Annotated in this window: 16 protein-coding genes; all 16 read left to right on the plus strand. The window is 51.4% G+C overall.

The features are described from left to right. Window positions 1-114: 114 nt before the first annotated feature. The 16 genes from PMI41_RS13490 (at window position 115) to PMI41_RS13565 (ending at window position 23,915) form a co-directional block, all read left to right on the plus strand. The gene (locus PMI41_RS13490; RefSeq protein ID WP_244423941.1) at window positions 115-1,824 is read left to right on the plus strand and encodes a type I secretion system permease/ATPase; all 1,710 of its coding nucleotides are present in this window, start codon (window positions 115-117) and stop codon (window positions 1,822-1,824) included. After that, on the plus strand, window positions 1,821-3,239 hold the full coding sequence (locus tag PMI41_RS13495; RefSeq protein ID WP_008125646.1) for an HlyD family type I secretion periplasmic adaptor subunit: 1,419 nt from the start codon (window positions 1,821-1,823) through the stop codon (window positions 3,237-3,239). The genes PMI41_RS13490 and PMI41_RS13495 overlap by 4 nt, the downstream gene beginning before the upstream one ends. A 292-nt stretch (window positions 3,240-3,531) precedes the next feature. After that, the gene (locus tag PMI41_RS13500) at window positions 3,532-4,191 is read left to right on the plus strand and encodes a calcium-binding protein (RefSeq protein WP_008125647.1); all 660 of its coding nucleotides are present in this window, start codon (window positions 3,532-3,534) and stop codon (window positions 4,189-4,191) included. A 78-nt stretch (window positions 4,192-4,269) separates the two neighbouring features. Continuing rightward, on the plus strand, window positions 4,270-6,528 hold the full coding sequence (locus PMI41_RS13505) for a glycosyltransferase family 2 protein (protein WP_008125648.1): 2,259 nt from the start codon (window positions 4,270-4,272) through the stop codon (window positions 6,526-6,528). Further along, window positions 6,525-7,367 (plus strand): class I SAM-dependent methyltransferase, encoded by an 843-nt coding sequence (locus PMI41_RS13510; protein ID WP_008125650.1) that lies wholly within the window; start codon window positions 6,525-6,527, stop codon window positions 7,365-7,367. The genes PMI41_RS13505 and PMI41_RS13510 overlap by 4 nt, the downstream gene beginning before the upstream one ends. Continuing rightward, on the plus strand, window positions 7,367-8,620 hold the full coding sequence (locus PMI41_RS13515; protein ID WP_008125651.1) for a glycosyltransferase: 1,254 nt from the start codon (window positions 7,367-7,369) through the stop codon (window positions 8,618-8,620). Before PMI41_RS13510 ends, PMI41_RS13515 begins: the two co-directional genes overlap by 1 nt. Before the next feature lie 12 nt (window positions 8,621-8,632). Next, window positions 8,633-9,409: a hypothetical protein gene (locus PMI41_RS13520; protein WP_008125652.1), complete on the plus strand. Its 777-nt coding sequence runs from the start codon at window positions 8,633-8,635 to the stop codon at window positions 9,407-9,409. A gap of 19 nt (window positions 9,410-9,428) precedes the next feature. Then, complete coding sequence (locus tag PMI41_RS13525; RefSeq protein ID WP_008125653.1) at window positions 9,429-11,669, plus strand: hypothetical protein; 2,241 nt, start codon at window positions 9,429-9,431, stop codon at window positions 11,667-11,669. Beyond that, the gene (locus PMI41_RS13530; protein WP_008125654.1) at window positions 11,666-12,994 is read left to right on the plus strand and encodes a glycosyltransferase family 4 protein; all 1,329 of its coding nucleotides are present in this window, start codon (window positions 11,666-11,668) and stop codon (window positions 12,992-12,994) included. The genes PMI41_RS13525 and PMI41_RS13530 overlap by 4 nt, the downstream gene beginning before the upstream one ends. Before the next feature lie 31 nt (window positions 12,995-13,025). Further along, entirely contained in the window at window positions 13,026-14,213 is a 1,188-nt protein-coding gene (locus PMI41_RS13535) for a polysaccharide pyruvyl transferase family protein (RefSeq protein WP_008125655.1), read from the plus strand. 70 nt (window positions 14,214-14,283) lie between these two features. Further along, window positions 14,284-15,297: a UDP-glucose 4-epimerase GalE gene (galE, locus tag PMI41_RS13540; RefSeq protein ID WP_008125657.1), complete on the plus strand. Its 1,014-nt coding sequence runs from the start codon at window positions 14,284-14,286 to the stop codon at window positions 15,295-15,297. 285 nt (window positions 15,298-15,582) lie between these two features. Next, complete coding sequence (locus PMI41_RS13545; RefSeq protein WP_008125659.1) at window positions 15,583-17,109, plus strand: DUF6212 domain-containing protein; 1,527 nt, start codon at window positions 15,583-15,585, stop codon at window positions 17,107-17,109. Between the two features lie 5 nt (window positions 17,110-17,114). After that, the gene (locus PMI41_RS13550) at window positions 17,115-19,982 is read left to right on the plus strand and encodes a glycosyltransferase (protein WP_008125660.1); all 2,868 of its coding nucleotides are present in this window, start codon (window positions 17,115-17,117) and stop codon (window positions 19,980-19,982) included. Between the two features lie 2 nt (window positions 19,983-19,984). Continuing rightward, on the plus strand, window positions 19,985-21,331 hold the full coding sequence (locus PMI41_RS13555; protein WP_008125661.1) for a polysaccharide pyruvyl transferase family protein: 1,347 nt from the start codon (window positions 19,985-19,987) through the stop codon (window positions 21,329-21,331). Then, window positions 21,328-22,167, plus strand: a complete 840-nt coding sequence (locus PMI41_RS13560) for a glycoside hydrolase family 16 protein (RefSeq protein WP_008125662.1) — start codon at window positions 21,328-21,330, stop codon at window positions 22,165-22,167. The genes PMI41_RS13555 and PMI41_RS13560 overlap by 4 nt, the downstream gene beginning before the upstream one ends. Further along, window positions 22,164-23,915 carry a CDC27 family protein gene (locus PMI41_RS13565; protein ID WP_008125664.1) on the plus strand — a complete coding sequence of 584 codons (1,752 nt, stop codon included), beginning with the start codon at window positions 22,164-22,166 and terminating at the stop codon, window positions 23,913-23,915. The genes PMI41_RS13560 and PMI41_RS13565 overlap by 4 nt, the downstream gene beginning before the upstream one ends. Window positions 23,916-24,033: the final 118 nt, after the last annotated feature.

Here is a 24,033-nt window from a genome sequence, read left to right on the forward strand (position 1 = left end):
TTAGCCCAAGGTCGTAGTGGCTAACCCCCGGCTGTGTCATTTCCAAGGCAGAAGTGCATGACAGATACTCGTCAAATCAATGAGAATGGCAAGAGAAATGTTGGAAAAAACGCGATGACACCTACGGTGCCCACGCCTCAAACCCTTATTTTCAAGGCTCGCAGGGTGTTTCTGGCAGGCCTGCTCTATGCTGTCCTTCTCAGTGCTTGCATCAATATTTTACAGCTCACAGTGCCGCTTTATATGCTGCAGGTGCATGACCGTGTTTTGAACAGTCGCAGCACAGATACGCTGCTGATGCTCACGATTCTGGCGATTGGCGCATTGATAGTTTACGGTATTCTGGAGTTTATCCGGGCTTTGTCATTTCAGGCGATGGGCAGTGCGCTGGTTCGCCGGCTCAATCTTCCGGTTCTCACAGCGGCGGTGCAGGCTTCGGTTGATCAAGGACTGCCAAAAGCGACGCAGTCGCTCCGGGACCTTACCGAGTTGCGCTCGTTTCTGACGTCTTCGGCAGTCAGCGCTCCGCTTGACGCTGCGTGGTCACCGATCTTCCTTGGAGTGCTTTTTCTGCTGCATCCTGTCTTTGGAATCATCGGTGTTGTCGCTGTCATTATTTTGGTGTGCTGCGGCGTCGTCACGGATTTGATGACCCGCAGCCTCGTGAAGGATGCGAATCAGGCGAATATCGAGGCCATATCCAAGATTGGTGCAACTTTGCGCCATGCTGAAGCAATTGAGGCAATGGGCATGTTGCCCGCTTTGGCACGCCGCTGGCGTGGTCTCCAGATGAATGCACTGGATTTGCTTGACCTTGGAGGCAGCCGCAGCCGCGCCATGACGTCTATAACACGTACATTACGATTTATGATCCAGGTGGTAACGCTTGGTGCAGGCACATTGCTGGCCATGGAGCAGCAAATTTCTCCCGGTGCGATGATTGCCACGAGTATTATTGTCGGGCGACTTCTCATGCCGTTCGATCAGGTTGTGGAAACTTGGCGGCAGTGGGTCAATGCAATTGGTAACTGGCAGCGCATTCAGTCGTTGTTGGCGCAGAATCTGGCGGTACGCCAAACAATGCCGACCCCGCGGCCGCATGGTGATCTTATTGTTGATCGGCTAGTCTATGCTGCGCCGGGCGTCGAAATGCCAATTATCAAAGGTATCTCCTTTGCGCTTTCACCCGGCGAGGTGCTTGGTATCGTCGGACCTTCTGCGGCCGGTAAATCAACACTTGCCCGATTGATGATAGGTATCGTGAAGCCAACCTCTGGCGGCGTCTTCCTCGACGGCAATAACGTTTATCTCTGGGAGCGTGGTTCATTCGGTGAGATTGCGGGATATCTACCGCAATCAGTGGCTTTGCTTGAGGGTACAATCAAGGATAACATTGCACGTATGGGCGATAGCGATCCCCATCGCGTCTTGGAGGCTGCCCGATTGGCAGACGTGCATGAGATGATCGGAAGATTGCCTCTCGGCTATGATACGCCAGTTGGAGACGGACGCTTGACGCTCTCTGGCGGTCAGCGGCAGCGGATCGGACTTGCGCGTTGTCTATATAACCGCCCTCGCCTCATTGTCCTTGATGAACCAAACGCAAATCTGGATGCTGTGGGCGAGCGGGCACTTATGCGCGCCATCGAACAGGCGCGGGATGATGGCGCAATCGTAATCATGATCGCACACAGGCCAACGATTATGCAGGTTGCTGATAAGCTGCTTGTACTCGAAGATGGCCGTATTACACAATTTGGTCCCCGTACCGATGTGGTTGCTTCGATAACGCCAACAGGTCCAAAGAGGGCAACCGCGTCATGAGCGAAAAAATCAATCTTCCCAAGCGGGTAACGCAGTTGCTGGCTCCGCGTGCTGAATCGACTGGCGAAAATTTGCCGACAAAATTCGGCACGGTCCGCCCCGAATGGGTCACTGACCTTGAGCAGGAAGAGGCCAAGTCTCCTTTGCGTAAACTCATCATCGCGGGTGTAGCTACGATTGCGATCGCCTTTGGCGGATTTTTTGGTTGGGCTTATTCGGCTGAACTCGGTAGCGCTGCGGTCGCACTTGGGACAGTCATTGTTGATTCAAAGCGCAAGACGATCAGCCATTTTGAAGGCGGCATCCTGGATCGCCTTTTGGTTCAGGAGGGCGATGTCGTCAAAGTGGGGCAGCCACTGGTAAGGCTGGACAACACGAAAGCACGCTCGGAATTGCAATCTCTGCAAAGCCGTCGTGTCGGTCTGATTGCAAAGCTCGCCAGGCTTCGTGCTGAGCAAGGTAGCGCGTCTGAAATTGAATTTCCAAAAGATTTCGGTTCCGCGGATGATGTTACAGCGCAGAACGCCATGAAGGCAGAGCAGATATTCTTCCAGAAACGTTCTTCTCAAAAGACCAGCCGTATAGATGTCCAACAAAAAACCATTGAGCAATATACCGAACAGGCAAAAGCGTCGGATGCGCAGATGGTGGCAACCGACCGGCAGATAGCGCTTATCACCGAGCAGCGTGATGCAATTGCCAGTCTGGTAAAAAAGGGATTTGCCCAAAAATCCAAACTTACTGAGATTGATACAAGAATAAGTGAGCTTGCCGGACGTCGCGGCGAATACGCAGGCGACAAAGCCAAGGCAGAGCAGGCGAAGGCTGGAGCTGAATTCTCACTGACAGGCATTGAAAGCGATGTACAGTCCGAAATTGCTGGCGAAATCACTACTAGCCAGACAGACCTTGCCGATACGGAAGAGCGTATCGTTGCGGCAAAGGATGTAATGCGCCGCGTTGAGATACGCTCGCCGCAGGCTGGTATCGTTGACAATATTCGGTTGCGGACACCCGGAGGAGTTGTGGCAGCTGGTGAAGCGATCCTCGATATCGTGCCTGAGAACGAACCAATGGTCGTTGAAATGAAAATCAGTCCGCGTGATATTGATGGTGTCGCTGTAAATTCAGCAGTTCAGGTCAAATTGACAGCATTCAACCAACGCTCACTTTCGCCACTTGATGGAAAAGTGACATATGTTGCTGCCGATCAGCTCATCGATGAAAAGAGTGAGACTGCCTACTTTGTGGCACGGGCTGAGATATCCCCTCGGTCGCTGACAGCAAATCCAACAATTAAACTCTATCCCGGAATGCCTGCAGAAATTCTCATCGTTCACAAGTCACGCCGCGCAATCGATTATATAGCCGGTCCCATCACAGATAGCTTCAATAGAGCATTTAGAGAAGATTGACGGAAAGCGTTGGTATAACTAGCGCTTTTTACATTAATTCAAATTTCAAAATAATTTAATCGTAATGATAATGCATAACTAAAGTATATTGAGTATAAAGCAAAATTATAAGTCTAATATAAATATGTAGTAATACATTCATGTAATAAATTGTTACTATTGATTGCCACATTTATATTCATAACATATGTTGCATTTCGATTTGGTGCAGCGCACAATCGTCAAAGCACCTGATCGCCGGGGGATTTCCGGCAATGCATAAACTCAAAGCAGGACAACAAAGGAGAAGCAGATGGCCACTTTAGAAGGCGGCGCCTACGACGACGTTTTGTTTGGCTCGCGTTTTGACGATTTCATTCATGCACGTGGCGGGGATGACGTCGTTTTTGGCTCGAACGGAAATGACACGATATTCGGGGATGGCGGGAATGACCTGCTGTTCGGTGGTAACGGGAATGATTCCCTGTTCGGTGGTAACGGTACCGACATTCTCTTTGGAGATGCCGGCAACGATACTCTGAGCGGCGGCGCAGGCAGCGATGTTCTCTTCGGCGGTCAGGGAGATGACGTTCTCCTTGGTGGTGCCGGATCGGACATCCTGTATGGCGGCGAAGGCAATGATGTTCTGTCCGGTGGCGCCGGTGGGGATATCCTCAATGGTGGTGCAGGCGATGACACACTCATCGGCGGTGCTGGCAGCGATACATTTGTCTTCAATGGCGGCGGCGGAAACGACGTTGTGCTCGATTTCACTCCGGGTCAGGATCATCTCCAGATTTCGAGTGGCATTAATGGAACTGATATTCACTCTGCTGACGATGTGGCTTCCCATATCACTCAGGTCGGTGGTGACGTGGTTGTCGATCTCGGCAACGGCGATTCCGTTACTCTTGTCGGTGTGGACGCTGACGATGTACTCGCAAACCCAGGCGATTTCTTCGTAGTTCACTAATATCGATTTCTAGCGTGCCCTGTCTCCCACGGGGCACGCTTTTTTCTTACATTTCGCAGTGAGTGAAAGGGCAATTTTTTGCACCCAGACCATTCAACGGGCATTGAAGATTATTCGCAGGACCTGTCGATCTCGCGCCTTTGCGCTGATGTGGCTGTGGTGATTTGGGATATTCCCGCTCCAGCAAAAACTATGACCAAATGCACCATTGAGGCTTCAACTACCCTGGTGCCCCTTGTCAGCTTAGCAATGCCGCTGGAAACGGGTGGTCAACGCATGTTCTGGGCGATGCGGACGAAAGATGAGCCTGTAGCAATAAAGATTTCCAACGGCGGTTCAGTGCCAAGCCAAGAGGTCATGCTTTATCCGGCTGCAGAACTTGATGCTTTCGATGTTGAAAGAGCGCTGGGTAATATCGGTGCGACAGGGCATATCAAGCTTCTGAACAATCTGTTGAGCACATGGCGAAGTGCTTTTCGTCTTTCACAGAATACTATTTTTGCCGGGGTGGCGCGTGAAGTCACGATAGCGCTTACACCGGAACCCCGTGAAGTCCGTAGTTGCGGGCAGCCTATTGAAGGGCACCATTTGCTGGAGACTGCTCTCGATCCTGATCTGGGAGCCGTTACAGCAGTTTATGGCATAAGTGGTAATTCCGTCATATCGCTTCCCGTAAAACTGGTGATTGGCCATGCTGCCAAGAAAGGGCTGCAGCAATGCCACCTGCTTGTGGAATCTGCGCGTGCATTACCGAAATCTTTTCGGTTTGTGTTTTCGGGCAAGAACGGCATTGCCGTGCGCAAGCTTGCTGAAAGCAATGGAGAAACTGAGTTTCAGAAATGGTGGAGCAAGCGTCAGGGTGACGCAAGTATGCGCGCTTTTCTCGTGCGCAATCTTGCCAAGATTCCTGGCGTGGGAGTAGCCACGGCAATTGACATGCAGATAAGAGCGCCTCTCCCGGCGCGCCAGATTGCAAAATCGCCTACTCAACCCTCGGGTGAAGTTGATCTGGCGCTGGCTTTGGATGGCGGTTTGCTCGTTGGAGGATGGACGAATGATCCTTCAGGAATGCTCAAGGGGATTGAATATGCGGGTGAAGATGGAACCGCGCTCCCGCTTGACCCCAATTTTTATAGCTTTCCCGGCAAGACCGGAAAAAACGAAGACGGCTCACGCTCTGATGTAACTGGTTTTGTGGCTTGGCTGCCCCACGTCAATAATCTTGGACCATTGTTGCAACCGCGTTTTCAGATGAGGTTGATTTCTGGTGCTACCTCCGCGCTTGTTCCTCAGATGCAGCCTTTTGAGGTCGGAGCACAACGCAACTGTGTGCTACGTGCGGTTCCCCCTCAGCACGCAAAAGCGCATGTCTTCGAGAATATTTTGGCACCTGCACTACGCGAGGTGGAGCAAAAAATCGGAAAGACCGTCAGGATCGCCGATGTCAAAGATTATGGTGTCATGCCGGAATCCCCGCTGGTATCGATCGTCATTCCGCTTTACCGCAATCTCGATTTTTTGCGGTTTCAACTTTCGGCAATGGCAACCGACCCTTGGCTTGTCGAAAACGCCGAAGTGATTTTTGTTCTGGATTCACCGGAAATCCAGGACGACACCGAACATATGCTGGGTGGCCTTCATATTCTTCATGACTTGCCGATGAAGCTGGCAATAATGAATCGTAATGGCGGCTATGCTCGGGCATGTAATGCCGGTGCCAGCTTCGCCACTGGCACAATATTGGTCATGTTGAATTCAGACGTTGTGCCGTGCAAGGCTGGTTGGCTTGATGAGCTTATCAATCCATTGTTTAAACAGAAGAAACTTGGGGCTGTTGGACCCAAATTACTTTTTGAAGACGGCTCTTTGCAGCATGCGGGGCTTTATTTTGCACGGGATCAGCGAGGAATTTGGCTGAACCATCACTTTTACAAGGGAATGCCCGGTGACTATTCGCCGGCTCAGCTTGCCCGTTCAGTCCCGGGTGTAACCGGCGCGTGCCTCGTTACGCGTAAGGATATATACGATCTGGTTGGCGGTTTTACCGAAGACTACGTCATTGGCGATTACGAAGATAGCGACCTCTGCCTTAAAATCCGCCAGATAGGGTTTCAGATTGCTTATGAACCGGGTGTCGCTCTTTATCACTTTGAGCGACGTTCAATACGCCGGAGTTCCGACTACATGCGCGGACTGGCCAGCCAGTATAACTCTTGGCTCCATACTCAACGCTGGAATCGCGACATCTCAGAATTAATGACACGTTATCTCGACGAAACGGACGAAGATACAGTCACACCATTTGTCAGTAACAAGTCCGAAAGGAGCGCCGCTTGACCGAGGTCATCGCACTCAAAAAAGCCTCAACGGAGTATGTCCGGGTCTATAATAATGACCAGGTGGAATGGCTTATGGAAACCGTTCTGAAGAACCGTTTTCTGCCCTGTCCCGAACCGGAGAGTATCTTCGTGGGCGATGGCAGTTACCAAGCTGTAGGCGCAGAGTTTCTAGGGCATTTTATCCGTAAGGGCGGTTTGGAAAAGACCAGCCGGGTTCTGGATATTGGCTGTGGTATCGGGCGTATGGCAGTGCCACTTACTCAATATCTTGATTTCGAGAAGGGCAGCTATTGTGGCATAGACCCCGTCGCCGGCGGCATCGACTGGTGCAATCAGAAACTCAGTCCAATTTACTCAAATTTCGAATTTCGCCACGTCGATATCGCTCATAATCTCTATAATCCCAAGGGTGCAATCGATGGTCTGGAATTGGTACTGCCATATGAGGGCAACCAATTTGATTTCATCATCATGACTTCGGTTGTTACCCATCTGCCTGATGAAGAAGTCAGCGCGTACTTGCGGGAGGTCGAGCGACTCCTTGCGCCGGGTGGGCGGCTTTTCATGACAGCTTTTGTGGCTGACAAGGTTGCGCAGGAGAATGTTGCCAAAAAGCGCGATGCACGCCTCGGCTTCCAGCGTTACGACAATGGACCCTGCTGGTTTGTGCCAGAGCTTCCTCCCTTGGCAGCTGTCGGTTTTGATGATGGGTTTCTGGATCGCGCTATTACCGGTGCAGGACTGAATACCGTCCTGAAGTCATTCGGACATTGGCGAGGCATTTCCTCCGATCACTATCAGGATCTGTTTGTCGCGGAGAAAGATGGGATTCGCTGATGAAAGTTCTCGTTGCCGCCCATAATCATCCAGCCCTCCATCCTGGCGGGACTGAGATTTTTGCGCATGACCTGTTTCGTGCGTATCAGCGGGCCGGCTGCAATGCGCTTTTTCTTGGTGCGACCAATCATATTCATCGCGAGGCCCGTCCAGGGACAAGTTTCCAAAGTATTGGCACGACTGGCGATGAGATTCTGTTGTGGTCAGGACACTTTGACCGCTTTTTTATGAGTCAGGTCGACCTTTATGGGATCGTGCCGGATATTGTTGAATTGCTCCGGGATTTCCGACCGGATGTTGTTCACTTGCACCATCTGCTGCTGCTCGGGGCAGAGTTCCCCCACATTGTCAGGCGAACTCTGCCTGATTGCCGCATCGTGATGACGCTGCATGACTATTATCCAATCTGCCATCATGATGGGTTGATGGTTCGCACGACCAACAAAGAACTGTGCCACGGGGCAAGCCCGGATCGTTGCCATAGTTGCTTTAAAGAAATCGCTCTCGACAAGTTTGTGCTGCGGGAGCGGCATCTGAAATCATTGTTGAGCACGGTTGACGGTTTCGTGTCGCCTAGCAATTTCCTCAAGCAGCGCTATGTCGATTGGGGACTGTCTGAACATCTCATCAATGTCATACCAAATGGACAGCCAGAACGCGCTCCCGTTAAGCGGCAGGACACTGCTCGCACAAAGCCAATTTTTGGTTACTTCGGCAATCTCAACCCTTGGAAGGGCACGACTGTTTTGCTCGAAGCAGCCAAGCAGCTTGTTTCGGAAGGGTTAGATTTTGAGTTGCGCGTTCACGGTGCCGCCCCATTCCAAAGTGAAAGTTTTGTGGCCGATATAGACCGGTTGTTTTCTGAGACATTTCCATTCGTTCAGCGGCGTGGCGGCTACAGGCGCGAGGATATTGCCGAACTGATAGCTACAGTCGATTGCGCAATTATGCCTTCGATATGGTGGGAGAATGCTCCCTTGGTGATCCAGGAAGCTCAGGGTCAAAATTGTCCCGTAATCACCAGCAATATTGGTGGAATGGCAGAAACAATTCAGGATGGCATTAATGGCCTGACGGTTACTCCCAATGATCCGATGGCTTTGGCCGCTGCCATAAGACGTATCGCGGAAGATACCGAGTTACGCCAAAATCTTTCTAGCCGGGCTCGACACCCCGATACCATTGCCACGACGGCGGCAAAATATCTCGACCTGATTGAGACAATACGCCCGCACCGCGTTGCAGCAGCCTGAAAGGATAAGTAGATGTCAACAGCGACACAAGTCCCGGTACAGGCAACACCCCAGCCAAATACCGCCCCTCCTGTTCAAGATAATGCACGTCCTGCCAAAGCCGAACCGATGAAAGGCCGCGTTGATGCGGTCGACGACGGCCGTCTGTATGGTTGGGCTTTTGATCCGTCCGCGCCAACCAATCGTGTGACAATTCGTGTGCTGCTGGATGGCAAGCCCATCGCTGAGGCTACGGCTGATCAGGATCGTCCAGATTTGAAGCGAAGCGGTATTGGTGATGGCGCACATGCTTTCAATGTGATGCTGCCGCAATTTGCATCAATTCGTGCGGCGGAACTTGTCGTTGTCGCGATCAGCGCTGCTGGCGTTGAACAGGCATTGCGTGTGCCAAAACCAGCCGAGCAGGCCGCAGAGGCACTCATCGCAGCGCCAATGACCAGAATACTGGACAAGCTCGATATGCTGATGGCTGCGCAACGCCAGCTGCAGGTCAATCAGAGGTCTTTGCAACGCCCCGCGCCAGTACTTGATGGAAACAATGGTGGTTCTTCCGTCGAGGGATTGGATATTGGCAGTTCGATAGAAGCGATGCGGTCAGATGTTAATAACCGCCTGACAGAACTCGACGTTCACCTGATGCGTCTCGACGGCGTAGTTGGAGGTCTGGAGAAGCGGATTGAGTCACTGCAGAAAAGATCCAATGGCGATGTAAAGCCGCTGTTCCTGTTGTTGTTTGTCCTTGTCGGGTTTGCGGCGGGGGCTCTTGTAGCCTTGTCAATACTCGGCTGAGTCAGGGAGCAAAAACCGCTTGCGCGACGATAGCAACATTCTGCCGATAACCAATGCTGCCAAGCCAGCGCGAAACCATTCGATTGTAATGGAAGGCGAAATGGTTGTCGGTTGCCCTGTCGACGATACGCTTGTGCTTGTCATGGGAATTGGCAATTTGAATGCGGAAAGCGTCGCTGTTTTCCTCAACGGAGACCCGGCGCTCAGCCTCAAGGCAACACTTGTATGCTGGCCACTGCAAAATGCTTCACCAGCGGGTACGCATGGGTTTGTAGCTGTCGTTGCAACGGGCATATTGCGTCGCGCCTCCCTCAAAACCATCATGCTGCAGCACAAGGCAAAAGTAACGCGTTACACATTCGCAAGCCGGGCAGCCTCTACTGGCGACCTTATTGCCATGATTGCCGATCTGGCAGGAACAAATCTTCCATCTGTAATCGACGGTCTGGTGGAAGCTTTGATTTCTGGACCGATTGGCCGGAAAAAACTTGCAGCAATCACCGTGTTGCTCCAAGCAGGTGCACGGTCAGATGGCTGTGTGGAACTGATTGGCGGTAGCGATGAGGGTGAAATCTTCGTCCAGGGATGGGCACAGGATTTAACATCGTCTGTGACGCGTCTTTTTATCAGCGGACGAGTATCCTCGCTCGCGGAATGTTCGATATCAGTTTTCGCGCGGCCCGATCTCAATGAACAGGCTAACGGATTTGCCGGTCTGTTGCTGGCAAATGAGGCTGTAGAAGCCGGCGATATAGAACGACTGCTGTTTCGTGGAAGGCGAGGCTGGCGGTTTACAGAAGTCTATGACCGGCGTCTGATAGTGGGATCGCGGGAAACTCCCAGTCACGTGCGGGCAATTTTGCCTCGGGTTCGAGCCTCAACGGAAATATTGCTGCGAATGCGTTCTGCGGCAAATCGCTTTGACGGAACGGAAACCATTTCAGGCCTGCCCTTTCCTGTGCGTGCAGGCATAGACACTGTTTTGCGCGTTGAGGGGAGTGGCCTGCTTGTCTCAGGCTGGTTGCTAGATCCCGATAGTCATGTGGAAGGCGTGAAACTGCGCCGTCACCGTGGTGAAAGACAGTTGGACGACAGCTGGACCCGTATCGACAGGCCAGATGTTACATCGGAGTTCGACAATCGTGCACCATTCAATGCAGGCTTGGACCCCAATCGGCACGCACATGGATTTGTTGCTTTCGCGCCAGAGTTGGCAGGGGATAGCACGTCCCCGTTTTATCTTGAGCTGCGTCTCAACGACGAGCGACGGGCTTTTATGCCTCTGACACCGATCCGGGTCACATCGCGGGAGGCCGTAGTCAGGCAGATACGCGCAATTGATCCAAACTCATGGGCGCTCCGTCATATAGTAGACCAACAACTCGTGCCGCTTTTACGAAGTGTCAGCCGTCCGGCTCCAGAAATATTCGGCGTGACTGATCTTGGTGGTTTCGACGATTTGGCAAGTCCGGCGCTTATCATTGGAATTGATGAAAGAGTCGAAGAAATAGGACCACTACTGGCTTTGCTTGCGCTTGATCCTGAAACAAGGCGTGCACCTGTCGTGATAGCCGGTGCCGCCGATATCATCGATCGTATTGGCGTTCAGGTGCGCAGGCTTGTACAGTTCTACAAGCTCAATGTGCGTCTGGTTTCCGCCAGCGGATCGGAAGACCTTTATGACGCTTTGGAAGTCGGAGCGCGGGCTGTCTCTTGCGAAACGGTTGTGTTTCTTGCAGCATCGCTTCTTCCAAGAAACAAGGGCTGGTTCAATAAATTGCTGGCCGCCTACGAGACCCGGAAGAACTGTGTTCTATCGCCCACTCTTGCCTTTGAGGACGATTCCATCCGCTGGGCCGGTACGTGGGTTGCCGGCGCGCAATCGGACCGTGCGCTGATAAGCCGGTATGCCGGTTATCCGATTGACGCTGTAACGGGCATGGCAACTACGGAAGTAGCGACAGCAACATTTGAATGCTGCGTGATGCCGCGCGAAGCATTGTTTTCAGTCAATGGCTTCACCCGAGGGTATCTCGGAACCCATGAAAAGGGACTCGATCTCGGACTGAAGCTGAAACAATCTGGTCTCAAATCTTACTGGCTGCCATCGGCACAAATGTTGGGCGCTGATGACATCGCCACTTCCGAAAAAGCGTCAACAGTTGCATTGATCGAACGGATTGACCGCCAGATCTTTGACGGTCGGTGGGCGAAAAGCTTTGGTAAGCGCGATAACCCTGAAGCGGAGGCACCGTTATGAGTGAACAGCTCCGGGTTCTGGTTATCTCCCACGCACATCCCGGCAATTCGCTCGGAGGCGGTGAGATTGCTTCCTACAATCTTCACAAGGGCCTGAATTCTTTGCCTCGGGTACAGTCGGTTTACCTGGCGCGTGCAGGGCACCCTATTCCCCGGCATGGTACGACCGCATTGATGAGTTTGCGGCGCAGCAGCGATGAAATTCTGTATCATTCTGACGAGTATGATCACTTCTACCTTTCCAACAACAATACGGATGAAATCCGCCGCGATCTTCTGCGTTTTGTTGGTGATCTTAACCCGCATGTGGTGCATTTCCATCATGTCCTCGGTCTCGGACTGGAGGCCTTGTATGCAATTCGTGAAGCTCTTCCAAAAGCGGTGATACTGATGACATTTCATGAGTATCTTTCAATCTGCAACAATGATGGACAAATGGTGAGGGCGGGCACATCGAAGCTATGTAACGAAGCCTCGCCTATTGATTGCCATGCTTGTTTTCCGGATATCCCGCCAGCACGGTTTTTAAAGCGGGAAAAGTTTGTTCGCGGCATGCTAGAACTGGCGGACGCATTTGTTTCGCCAAGCAGTTTTCTGGCCGGCAAATATATTGATTGGGGGCTTGACCCCGACAAGCTGCATGTCATTGAGAATGGAATAGCGATTGAGAGCGTCACACCGCCCCGAGAACTTACCGGGCCGAAGCCACGTCGCAACCGTTTTGCCTATTTCGGACAGATTACGCCATTCAAGGGCATTGACGTACTGATTGATGCGGTTTCGCGTGTACCAGAGGAAATTTGGGGTGAAGATACAAGGCTGATGATATTCGGCGGAAATCTTGAAAAGCAACCCGCAGAGTTTCGGGAACGTATGGAGAAATTGATCGCTGACGCAGGATCTCGCGTACGCTTTCACGGTGCTTATCAGAATTCTGAAATGCCCCGTTTGATGCAGTCTGTCGATTGGTTAGTCATGCCCTCAATCTGGTGGGAGAATTCACCCATCGTTATTCAGGAGGCGCTTCAGCATCGTCGGCCAATTATATGTTCAAATATCGGAGGTATGGCAGAAAAGGTTCGTGAAGGTGAGGACGGTCTGCATTTCCGCGTGCGTAGCGCGGAGGACCTTGCGGACCGATTTACCGAAGTATTGAGTGATCCGTCAATCTGGGATCGGCTTCATCACTCCATCCGTCAACCAACGAATCATATCGATAGTGCTGAAGCACATGTAGCCCTCTATGCGAAACTCCTCCGCTCTGCCCATCAAAACTCAACCAATATGACAGCAACGAATGAAGTCGTTCTTTCGCAAGCAAGCTGATTGATTCTAAAGTTACAAGAAGGAATTCCTTATGGCACGTGTACTCGTAATGAGCCCCTCAGGCGAAGTTTACGACCACGATAATGTTCGTTGGTACCAGTACAACGACATTCAAAAATATATCGACCACTACCACAATATTGGCGATGCTTTTGTGTTCGACTCCTCGCTCAAACTCATGAACTTCGAAAAGTTGCGCGAACTGCCTTTAGGCGTACCGGACTTTGATCAGATTGATCGGCTCAGGGAAGAGTACGACTACGTCATCCTGCGGGGGTCGAACTATATCCATCAGCACATGGGTTGGCCGCATGCCATTGCGGTTTTGAAAAGACTTGGATTGCCGGTTATAGCTTGGGGTATTGGTGCGCAGGCTCCAGTTGAGGGGCAAATACAATTGCCTGACGACCTCGTGACTCTTCTTAAAATTATATCGGATTCGACGACCTCCATTGGAGTACGCGGAGCCTATTCAGCGCAGGTTCTTAAAGACATCGGAATCGACAATGTTCGCATTGTTGGATGTCCCACAGCGTTCCGGCGCAATGATCCTACTTTGAGAGTCACATTGCCGGCACTTGAGGAGGTTCGGAACGTTGGAGTCACTGTGCGCCGGGAGGTATCACCCGCTTATGCCCGCAATATCGAACGCTACCTGACATTTCATCGCACTCTAATAAAAGATATGGCAAATCGCTTCGACGTGACCTTGATGGCGCAGGGTGAAATCGAAGAGAAGAAGCTTGTATTTGGAACGGACGAACAAAAGGATGATGCAGTAGCGGCGTTAAAGGCAAATCGCTGGGCTTCTGATTGGTATTTCGATGATCAGATTGAAAAACTCTATCGTGAACGACTGTTCTATTCGGATGTCGTTGCGGATTATGAGAATCTGGTTCAGAGCAAAGAACTTGTTTTGGGTTACCGCTTGCATGGCAATCTTATGGCTTTGGCAAACGGAATACCTTCAATTTATTTCACTTACGATAGCCGCACTGTTGAATTTGCGGAGACATATCAAATACCCCGCTTCGACGTTTTCAATGATGAAAAATTCATATTGGAGGATTACTGGGACCAGTCGCTGTTCGATAAATATAATGTCGCTTGGTACCGTACCTATGGCGAGATGCGCAGGTTCCTTGACGAGAACAAAGTCGATCACAAGATGATTGAAACGAAAGAGGAAGCACCGGATTCCGTCCGACGTGTAGCCTAAACAGAATTCATTAATTGGCAAAAATCCAAATCTTCAACAAAGCTAGAAAACAATCTCCCAGGAGTTACCAATGACCGTTCTTGTTACAGGTGGTGCAGGCTATATTGGCAGTCACATGGTTCTCGCCCTGAAAGATGCGGGAAGAGATGTGGTCGTTCTTGATGACCTCAGTTGTGGTTTCGAATGGTTGGTACCTGAAGGTGTCCCTTTCGTTCAAGGTGATATTGGAGACCAGGCACTGGTTGCCAATACAATACGCAAGCACAAAGTGACCGCGATCCTGCATTTTGCCGGTTCCATTGTGGTTCCGGATTCTGTAAGTGATCCGCTTTTCTATTATCGCAATAATACGGTGCAATCACGTGCATTGATGGAGACGGCTATTGCCGAAGGCATCAAGCATTTCATTTTCTCATCGACGGCTGCAGTTTATGGGGAGCCGGAGCGCACTCCGATCACGGAAAGCATGCCGCATCAGCCGATCTCGCCCTATGGAACTTCGAAACTGATGACAGAATGGATGCTGCGTGACGCAGCTATTGCACATCCGGAATTCAACTATGTGGCTTTGCGCTATTTCAACGTTGCAGGTGCTGACCCCAAGCTGCGCTCAGGCCAATCCTTTCCCCGTGCGACGCATCTGATCAAGATTGCCTGTCAGGCCGTAACAGGTGACCGTTCTCATATTGAAGTTTACGGTACTGATTATCCGACCGCTGATGGAACGTGCATCCGAGACTACATCCATGTCAGCGATTTGGCGGAGGCTCATCTATGTGCGCTCAATTATCTTGAGGCTGGTGGAAAAAGCACTGCTGCAAATTGCGGCTACGGATATGGTTACTCGGTGCTCGAAATCATCGACGCTGTAAAACGCGTTTCGGGTGTTGATTTCACTGTTAAAACAGCCCCTCGCCGTGCTGGCGACCCTGCGATCTTGGTTGCGGGAAATGAGCGTGTGAGAAACGAATTCAAGTTCACGCCGAAACGTGCCGACCTCGACTTGATCGTTGGAGATGCACTTGCATGGGAGCGGCAATTGCAGGCGATCCGCCGCGAGCAGCAGGAACGCGTCGCCGTCTGAAACCATCAACTTCGGAAAACGAAATTGGTATCCCGGCAGATACTGCCGGGATTATGCGGTCTCACGTCCAATAATGGATATTTAAAAATTTGAATTAAAGTCATTCTATAATGGATATAAGTTGTCGCAATAATAATATGATATTGATAATAGAATAGTATCAAACAGTTGAAATAATTTTATTGTTGCACTGCAATAGAAATATGTGACAAGCTTCATGAAGTTGCCATTTTATATGTATAGAAATTAAAACTCCGCTACATCAATCGATCAAGGGTCCAGAATATGACGATTCAGACTTCGTACAAGCTTTCGCCGGCTACGAAATCTTCGAAGAATATTGATCTATTAAAGGAACCGATCCTTTTGCGCTTGGGCATTGATCATGATGATCTGCCGGCAGGAATATCGAACGCCGTGAAAATTCTGGGCTTCGAAGGTGTAAAAGATGACGCTGCCGTATTTTCAGATGCTGCTGGAAATAAAACAGAGGTTTTTGAAGCACCACTTTGCATTCTCGCGGTCCTTCTCAATCCAGCTCATAAAGGGCGTGAAAAGCGACTACTCGACTGGTTAAAAGATCGTGGGACGATTGAAGAGCCAGTAATAGTAGAGTGGCGTGCGGGCAAGGAAGTTGAAACTGCGGGTGTTCTCATCAGGAAGCTGGCAGGTCTTCTGGCATCCGATGCGCGTCGAATGGTTAAGTCCAATCGGGAACTGTTGGCGTTAAGGACCTTGAACGATAATTTGCAGAACCGTTTTGCAACGGTCGAAAGCTTTATTGACAGGAAAGGGATGCAGCCTTTTGAGCTCGCTTTTTCCAATGAGCCTGTACAAAGCTCATCGCGTTCAAATGTGCTTGCAGATGCATCCTACGATGGGATTTCGCAGGTTCTTCCCGTTGCAAGCGCAGGCGTCAGCGCAATTGCAATTCACTTGGACCGCTTGTCCCATCGTGGAGAAGCTACTTTGAATGCTCAACTTGTTACGCTGGAAGATATGTCCATCGTTGAGAGTTGGGTTATTCCGTTGTCAAAACTCAAGCATGGCTGGAATTATCTTGGTCTTTCAAGAACGTTGGCAGGCTTGAGACGCACGTTAAATTTGCGATTGCAGGTTGAAGGTGCTGATGATGAGTTGCCGTTGCTGTCGCTCGGTGGGCTTCAGCCGCTGGAGATGTTTCAGGTTCGCGACGCAGGCAATGACGGGCCGCTGCTGAAGAACAGTCTCGCTATGCAAATCTGGTGTGGCATGCCGGGCGTTATTCTACCCAGTTGGGCAAATTATCTTCCTGCACAGTCAGAAAAAGCCCGTGAAGGCGGCTTCAGAGAAATGCCAATAGCGTCGGGGATTCTCGATCTTGCCACGCTCGCCAATACGGACGAGATTGCTTTCGAGTTCGCCGCTATTTTGCCTTTACCTGAAGAAAAAGCGGTCGGTTGCCATCCACCGGCAGTCGGCATGACGATCGGCCAGATTCCAGCAGCATGTCCTCCGAAGATTTTGCGGCTTTCATCGGATGTTGTCGTTGACAATGACGAGTCACAAGAGGTTGATTTTGCCATTGTTATTGCTGCAAACCTCGATCATGCGCGGCAGCTTTTCTCAGAAGAGCGATCTGTTGAAAACGGTGAAGGCTTTTCCGGATGGGCCAGTATTACTCCCGGCGACGATAAACGGATTAGCGCTTTCATAAACGACCAGATTGGTGTCTGGCAAAATATCTACTTCGCAACACGGATGAAAACACCTGGCAACAACAGTTTTGCCTGGGCCAAATTCCGTAATGTCAGCCTTATGGTCAACGGGTAATCCTCATGCTGGACCAGATAAACCGTCTACGCGATCAAATGGTGACGCAATTGCCTTCCGATGATGCACGGGGGTCGCATTTTACGCCTAAGGTTGCCGTAATTATTCCGGCCTACAAGCATTCAGTATTGTTGGCGGAAGCAATCGAATCGGCTCTCATTCAGGAAGCACCTTTCGATATTGCGGTACTGATAATTGACGATGGCTGCCCTTATCCCGAGACGGGCGAAATCGGTCGCACCTACGCCTTGGCGCATGCGAACGTCTTTTATCTGCGCAAAGCGAATGGCGGCTTGAGCTCGGCTCGTAATTACGGCATCGAATTCGCATTGCGTAATTTCGATGAGATCGAAGCTGTTTATTTCCTGGATGCGGATAATCGCATTACCCCGACAGCTTTGCGTGACATTCTCGCATTCATGAAAGCGGATGACAAGGTTGACTGGATTTATCCCAATATTGATAAGTTCGGCATTGAATGGAATGGTAATTACACGACACAGTATTCCCGACTTCTGCATCTGACTTTCGATAATATTTGCGAGGCAGGCAGTCTTGTTTCCAGACGTTTGCTCGATGCAGGCATTCGCTTCGACGAAAGCATGACCTCGGGATTCGAGGATTGGGATTTCTGGCTTCAGGCTATAGGTCGGGGCTTTCTCGGCGCAAACTACCCTTTCTTTGGATTTGAATATCGTCAGCGTGCTGAAAGCATGCTTCGCGATTCAAATCGCACGCGCGAAGGCATCCTCACCTATATTCGCCAAAAGCACAAAAAGCTTTTCGCCACCGAGACCTTGTTGACGTGGGAGCATCAGGAGGCTCCGCGATATGCAGCAATTGGCATGGGTGCTTATGCGGTCGATATGTTTACCGACCCCACTGTCGAGCACGCTAAATGCAGTCTTGAAGATTTTGTAACACGGTTTTGGGCGGCCAAGACAGAGCCTGAAACCTTCGGCGTACCACCCTTCATGCTATGGATGACAGCTGCACATCGCGAAGCGCTGACGCGGCTCGGACTAATTCATAATCTGCTTTGGCTTGGTGAACGCATTGCCGAGAAACACCATTTCGTAGCGATCCGTTTCGAGCGGAATAATGCCAGAATGGGAATCGACATTCGCACTATCGGCGATACAGAAGAGCTGAATGACAAGCCCTTCGGCTGGATGTGTACATTCGATATTTTCTCAACCTGTGCCGACGATGCCTCTGATGATTGGATTCGTTCGCTGCACAAACCTGTCCCTTCGCCAAGGGTTGTGGAAATTGTTGTGAGTGGTCCGTTTACAGCGCGTGAAATGCAAAGCACCGCCCTGTCTTCGACAAATGCGCTTCTTGCAACGCTGGGTGCTCTACGGGACTCAGGATATCGTTCTAAGACCAGAAACCGCTGGTTGTGGCGATCTGTATATTTCCCCAATCGGAGCCGTTATTTTGAACTGTTACGGCATGCAGTTGGTGCGAAGCCCGTGATGCCACGACTCCCGCAAGCGGCGAACCCTCTGCGCGTCGGTTTCCTGCTGCCCATTGCGAGTTTTGGAGGCGTGGAAAAGGTTGCCTATGCGGTGGCCCAAGCACTCAAGAATGCTGGATGTGAAGTGCACCTCTTTCTGTTTGGTAAAGCCGTGTACAATCGTGTTCCGGAAAATGACGGGCTGTTCAAGACGGTCAATTTTCTGTCTGACGATTATCCGCTTTGGGGCGGGCCCAACAAATTTGCCGGACACGATCTGATGATGGGGCATGATGAAGCCGCAAAGGCCGAACAGGTCATGGGCTTTCTTGCGGGGCTCGATGTCGTCATCAACAATCAGGTGGCGCCAGTTAATGCGCTACTTGGGGATCTGCGTCGACGCGGCGTTAAAGTTCTGAATTACGTTCACGTGCTGGATAAATCGAGAATGGGCCGGGATGCGGGCCACCCATATCTCACGCTTGCTTTTGAACATGTTTATGACGCCATTCTTACCTGTTCCAATGATATGGTTGAGTGGCTGCACGGTATGGGCGTGCCAGTGGCGAAGCTCATGCATATTCAGAACGCTGCAAGCTATGCGCTAGCTGCAAAAGAACGCGAAGCCATGTTGACTGCTCGCCGCTCCAAATCACAAAAGGAAAAGCTCAATGTGCTTTTCCTTGGTCGATTGGATGCCCAGAAGGGCATTGAGCGCCTGTTTTCTTCGGTCCGGGATCTGCGCGAGCGCGGAGAACCGGTCGACTGGAAAATCATCGGCAGCGACGTGATGGATGCCGGGGCCGGAGGATCGTGGAAAGAGCGGTTCGCCGAGATTGGTGTTCAGGTTGAGCCCCCGGTATTTTCGAGCCGTCACCTCAACAAAGCATTTGCTTGGGCAGATGTCGTTGTTTTGCCTTCCCGCTGGGAGGGAGCGCCCCTGACGATCATCGAAGCTCAACGGCTCGGTTGTGTTCCAATTGCAACTGCAGTCGGTGCTGTTGATGAATTGATTGACCATGCTGTAGACGGACTTCTGATCCGGTCGGAAGATGACACGGTAATCACCCATGAATTGACAGAAGCGCTCTCAGCCTTGGCAGCGGACCCTGACGCTCTAAAGCGCCTTTCCGACGCGGCAGCAGTCCGCGGCGGGTCTCTCGCCTGGGAAGAAAGCGTTATCCCACTCGTTAAACAATTGAGAAGCTGGTTTCCGGATCGTCTCCCCCAGTCTGACGAACCAGCCTTGAAATCCGCAGAGCAAAACGCTGTTCCAGTATCTCCAAGCCGGGTGCCGCGCTTTGAAGTCGAAACAATCGATGAAGATCACGAAGATCACAATGAAATTACCGAAATCAGGCCGCTGCAGATTGCTGCTGCCGGGTCAGCCAATATGAATAATTTGAGGAACTAGCGATGAAGAAACTTTTCGTTCTGAATGGTGGTGCTGCTGTTAAGCCTGGCAATAAGGCCGCTTATCTCAAGTTTGAAGATCCGCTTGCGGCCTTCAACAAAGGCGGGATCAATACGGGCGACGTTCTCGTCTATGACGCCACGCTCAAGGCACTCGCTTATGATGAAATCAGGAACGTGCAATTTTCCCATGCGGGAAACGAAAAGCTTTGGCCGCAGGACGATAGCTATGAAGCCACGGTCGTTCGTGGCTCCAATTATCTGACCGAGACGGTTGACCTTGGTCATGTCGTGCCCTTGCTCAAGAAGTTGAAGGGACCTGTTGTTGCCATAGGTGTTGGTGCGCAAGCCGGCAAATACAAGAAACTCAATGTTCCCAAAGGCACAGTTGAGGCTTGGAAGATCATTGCAGACAAGTGCGAAACCATCGGTGTTCGCGGCTTCTACAGCGCGGAGATTTTCAACGATCTTGGCATCAAGAATGTCCGCGTCATTGGCTGCCCGAGCTTTTACCGTTCGCTGCGTCCCTCGATTACCATCAGGTCGATTGATCCTGAAAAGGCGCGCATCGGCCTTACACTGAACAAGTATCTCTCCGCCGATTATGCCAGCAACGCGACCAAGACCAATCGCATGCAGCGGGCTTTGATCGATGCAGTTGCCAAACGCCCATCCAGCAAGCTTTATTCACAGGGTGAACGGGAAGAGACACTGGCGATTTTCTCGTCCGGTAAGGAAAAGCAGGACAATGTTAAAGCGATCCTGACCAAGTTTGGTCTGCTCGGCCACGCTGAAGCCGAAGAGATGCTCAACAATCGCATGAGCGCATTCTTCGATATTGATGAATGGGCAGCCGATGCTGCAGCGAATGTCGATGTCATGGTCGGGTTCCGACTGCATGGAAATGTCATTGCCCTTCATCAGGGTATCCCGGCAATCTTCTTTACCTATGACTCGCGCATTCGCGAACTCTCTTCACTGTTTGCCATCCCTTCAATCGAGATCGAAGATTACCTGCCGATCAACCTGGAGAAGCTGCTTGAGAAAGCTGACTTCACGAAGGTTCAGCACATTTACCGTCAGAACTTTGCGGAATACCACCGCTTCCTGACGGAGAATAAGCTCAACCATGTGCTGCCAAAGCCCGTGGCAGCACCAGCAGACAAGCCGCAGTCAGTGCCTAATCTGGTGCAGGTTCCGCACAATATTCACGAAGCCGTTTCCTGGTTCCGCAGCGAGATCGATTTCATGACCGGCGAAGTGGAAGTGCTGCGTAACCGTGCCTGGAATCTCGAAACCAGCTTGCGGGCCATAAAGGAGGCGCCGGCTGCAAAGGTCGCTGCTGAATGAGTGAAGGCCGCGCACTGCTCAGCCGACGCTCCTTCCTGACCCTTGCCGGGTTCGGAGTTGCTTCGGCTGGACTGCTTGCCCGGCCAGCTCTTGCCCGCGCCCTGTGTCCGGAAACACCCGCTGTTTTGCGGCGGGCAGCCGGAGAGTGGCAATTATCTTTTACAGACGACTTCACCGACAACACCGGGTTCGATCAGCGTTGGATAAGGGTGAGCGACGCGGGCGGTGAAACAAAGTCTGTCCGCCGCCCGGAAAACGTCACCATATCCGGAGCGGGTCTGTCACTGAAGCTGGGGCGTAATACGAACAATCCACGCGGCAACAGACCCTTTGCTGGTGGCTATGTTCGCACAAAGGATTTTCGTCAGCGCTACGGCTATTTCGAGTGCGAAATGAAGATAGCCAATGAAGCAGGTGTCAACAATGCCTTCTGGCTGACCTCCGTCCCGGAAAGCGAGGGAGACAAGCGTTTCGAACTGGATGTTGTTGAGGCGAAGTTTCCAAACCTGGTTCATGTGACCGCGCGGCAGTGGCTGCCGGAAAAGAAGGTTCTTTCAAAAAGCTATCGTCCCCGATTGAAGCTGGCTGACGAGTTTCATCGTTACGGCATGTTATGGAGCGAAGACCGTTTCCAGTTTTATTTTGACGGGAAGAAGATTTTCGAGGCCGCCAATGATTTCGCGCACACCCCGGCACAATTGTTGTTCAGCAATGCCGTGGCGTCCTTCGCCGGCAAAGATGATGGTGATGTCGACGGAGCTGCGACCTCAATCAGGAATATTCGTGTTTTTCAAAATACCGAATGGCAAGAATTGCAAGTCAGGAGATGTTCATGACCGATGATTTTACGTCAACGTCGCGCGCCGATAAAAGCAAGAAATATCTGTTGGGCAAGGATGGATGGATATTTCTGGATCACGATTCCAATCGCGTCATCGACCAGATTACCGGGCGGCATATTCTCGATCAGAAAGGCGTAGAAGCCTGGCGCAAGTTGATCGTCGAGCGCGACGCCTATGTTTCCTCGCTGGGTGCGCAACATCTGGTTTTCGTGGCACCGAACAAAGAGTTGGTTTATTCCGAGCAATTGCCTGAGTGGGTAGAGATTGCCGACATAAGGCCTCTCCATCAGATCATGGCGGCAATCGGCCCACGCCGGGCTTCCAAAATAGTCTATCCGCTTGAGGCAATTCGTGCCGGTAAATCCACGGGGCTGACCTATCCCAAGACCGATACGCATTGGAGCGGGTTCGGGGCCTATATTGGGTATCAGGAATTTTGCAAAGGCCTTTCGCAGAACGGTATCGAGCCATTGCAGATCGATCCATCAAGGGTGTCTTTCGAGGAAGTCTCTTATGTCGGCGACCTTGGGGTGAAATTTGAACCACCTGTTTCAGCCCCTACCCTCTCGGCACGAATAGCGAGCGCTGCCGGTAAACTTTCTTTCGACAACCGCATTCCCAATCGTGGCCGGATCAGGGTTTTCACCAATAAAGACACGACATTGCCCCGTTGCGTGATGTTCGGAGATTCCTTTGGCGGAAATCTTCTGCCATTTCTGAAAGAAAGCTTCAGCACGCTGGTCTATATTTACGGCAAGTCGTTCGACCGGGAATTGATTGAAGCCTACAAACCTGATGTTGTTCTTTCCGAGTTTGTCGAGCGTTTTCTCATCGATCCACCTGTGGATACGCCGCATTTCAGCTATGCATCGGTCGTTCGCTCGAAACTGAAGCTTTTGTCACGGGATGATCTTTTGGAGGCGACAAAACAGACAATGCAGGTTTCGCACGATGTGCTTCCTGTGCGCCCGATCTATGAGGCTTTGGTTCTGGCCCATGGTGGCAAGCCGGTTAGTGCAGAACTGGTAGGAGACCTGAAGAAGCATCATCCGGATAATCCCGAAGCTCACTATCTGATTTCGACCGAACTTTCCCGTTTGGGTGAACGACTTGATGATGCCAAAGTCTATGCAGAACGCTCTGTGGCTGCTGAGCCATGGAATGCGCGCGCGCGGCACCAGTTGGCGCTGACTCTGATGCGGCTTGAACAGCCGGATCAGGCGGAAGAACAGCTTCGTAAGGCGTTGGAACTGGATAGCAGCGTTGATTGGTGGAACTATCAACTTGCACAGGTTCTTTTCCGGCAACAAAAACACGCAGAATGCATAGAGATTACGAGAGATTATCTGGCGCGTCGCGCTGATTCTGCCGATGCATGGCAATTGCTTGGCCGCTGTCATGAGGCTCTTGAGAATATTGAAGAAGCTGCTGAAGCTTTCGTTCGTGCATCCGATGCAAAGCCGGAATGGACATGGCCTTTGCTCAAGCTTGCCAATCTGCGGGTTCATACAAAAACCAATCCCGAGCAGGGTCTGATTGCAACGGACCGTTTGCTGGAAACTCTTTTCCATGCCCGCCAGCGCGCAGAAATCTACATGCTGCGGTCGCAATTGCACGAGGTCAACGGCGACAGGTCCAAAGCAACCGAAGCGGCGACAAGGGGTACAGAACTTGCGCCGGATTGGGACTGGGCAGTCTCAACCCTGGAGCGACTGAGCGTGCAGAAAGTGGCAGCCAGCTAATAGTACTTTATTTTCAAAGAACGCGGTTGTGGTGATCCCTTGCCACGCCCGCTTTTTGCGTCTGGCTATTGATTGGTGGGGAAAGACGGGCGGTCATCGAAGCGCGTCTTGGTAGATA

Source organism: Phyllobacterium sp. YR531 (assembly GCF_000282595.1).
GTDB lineage: Bacteria > Pseudomonadota > Alphaproteobacteria > Rhizobiales > Rhizobiaceae > Phyllobacterium.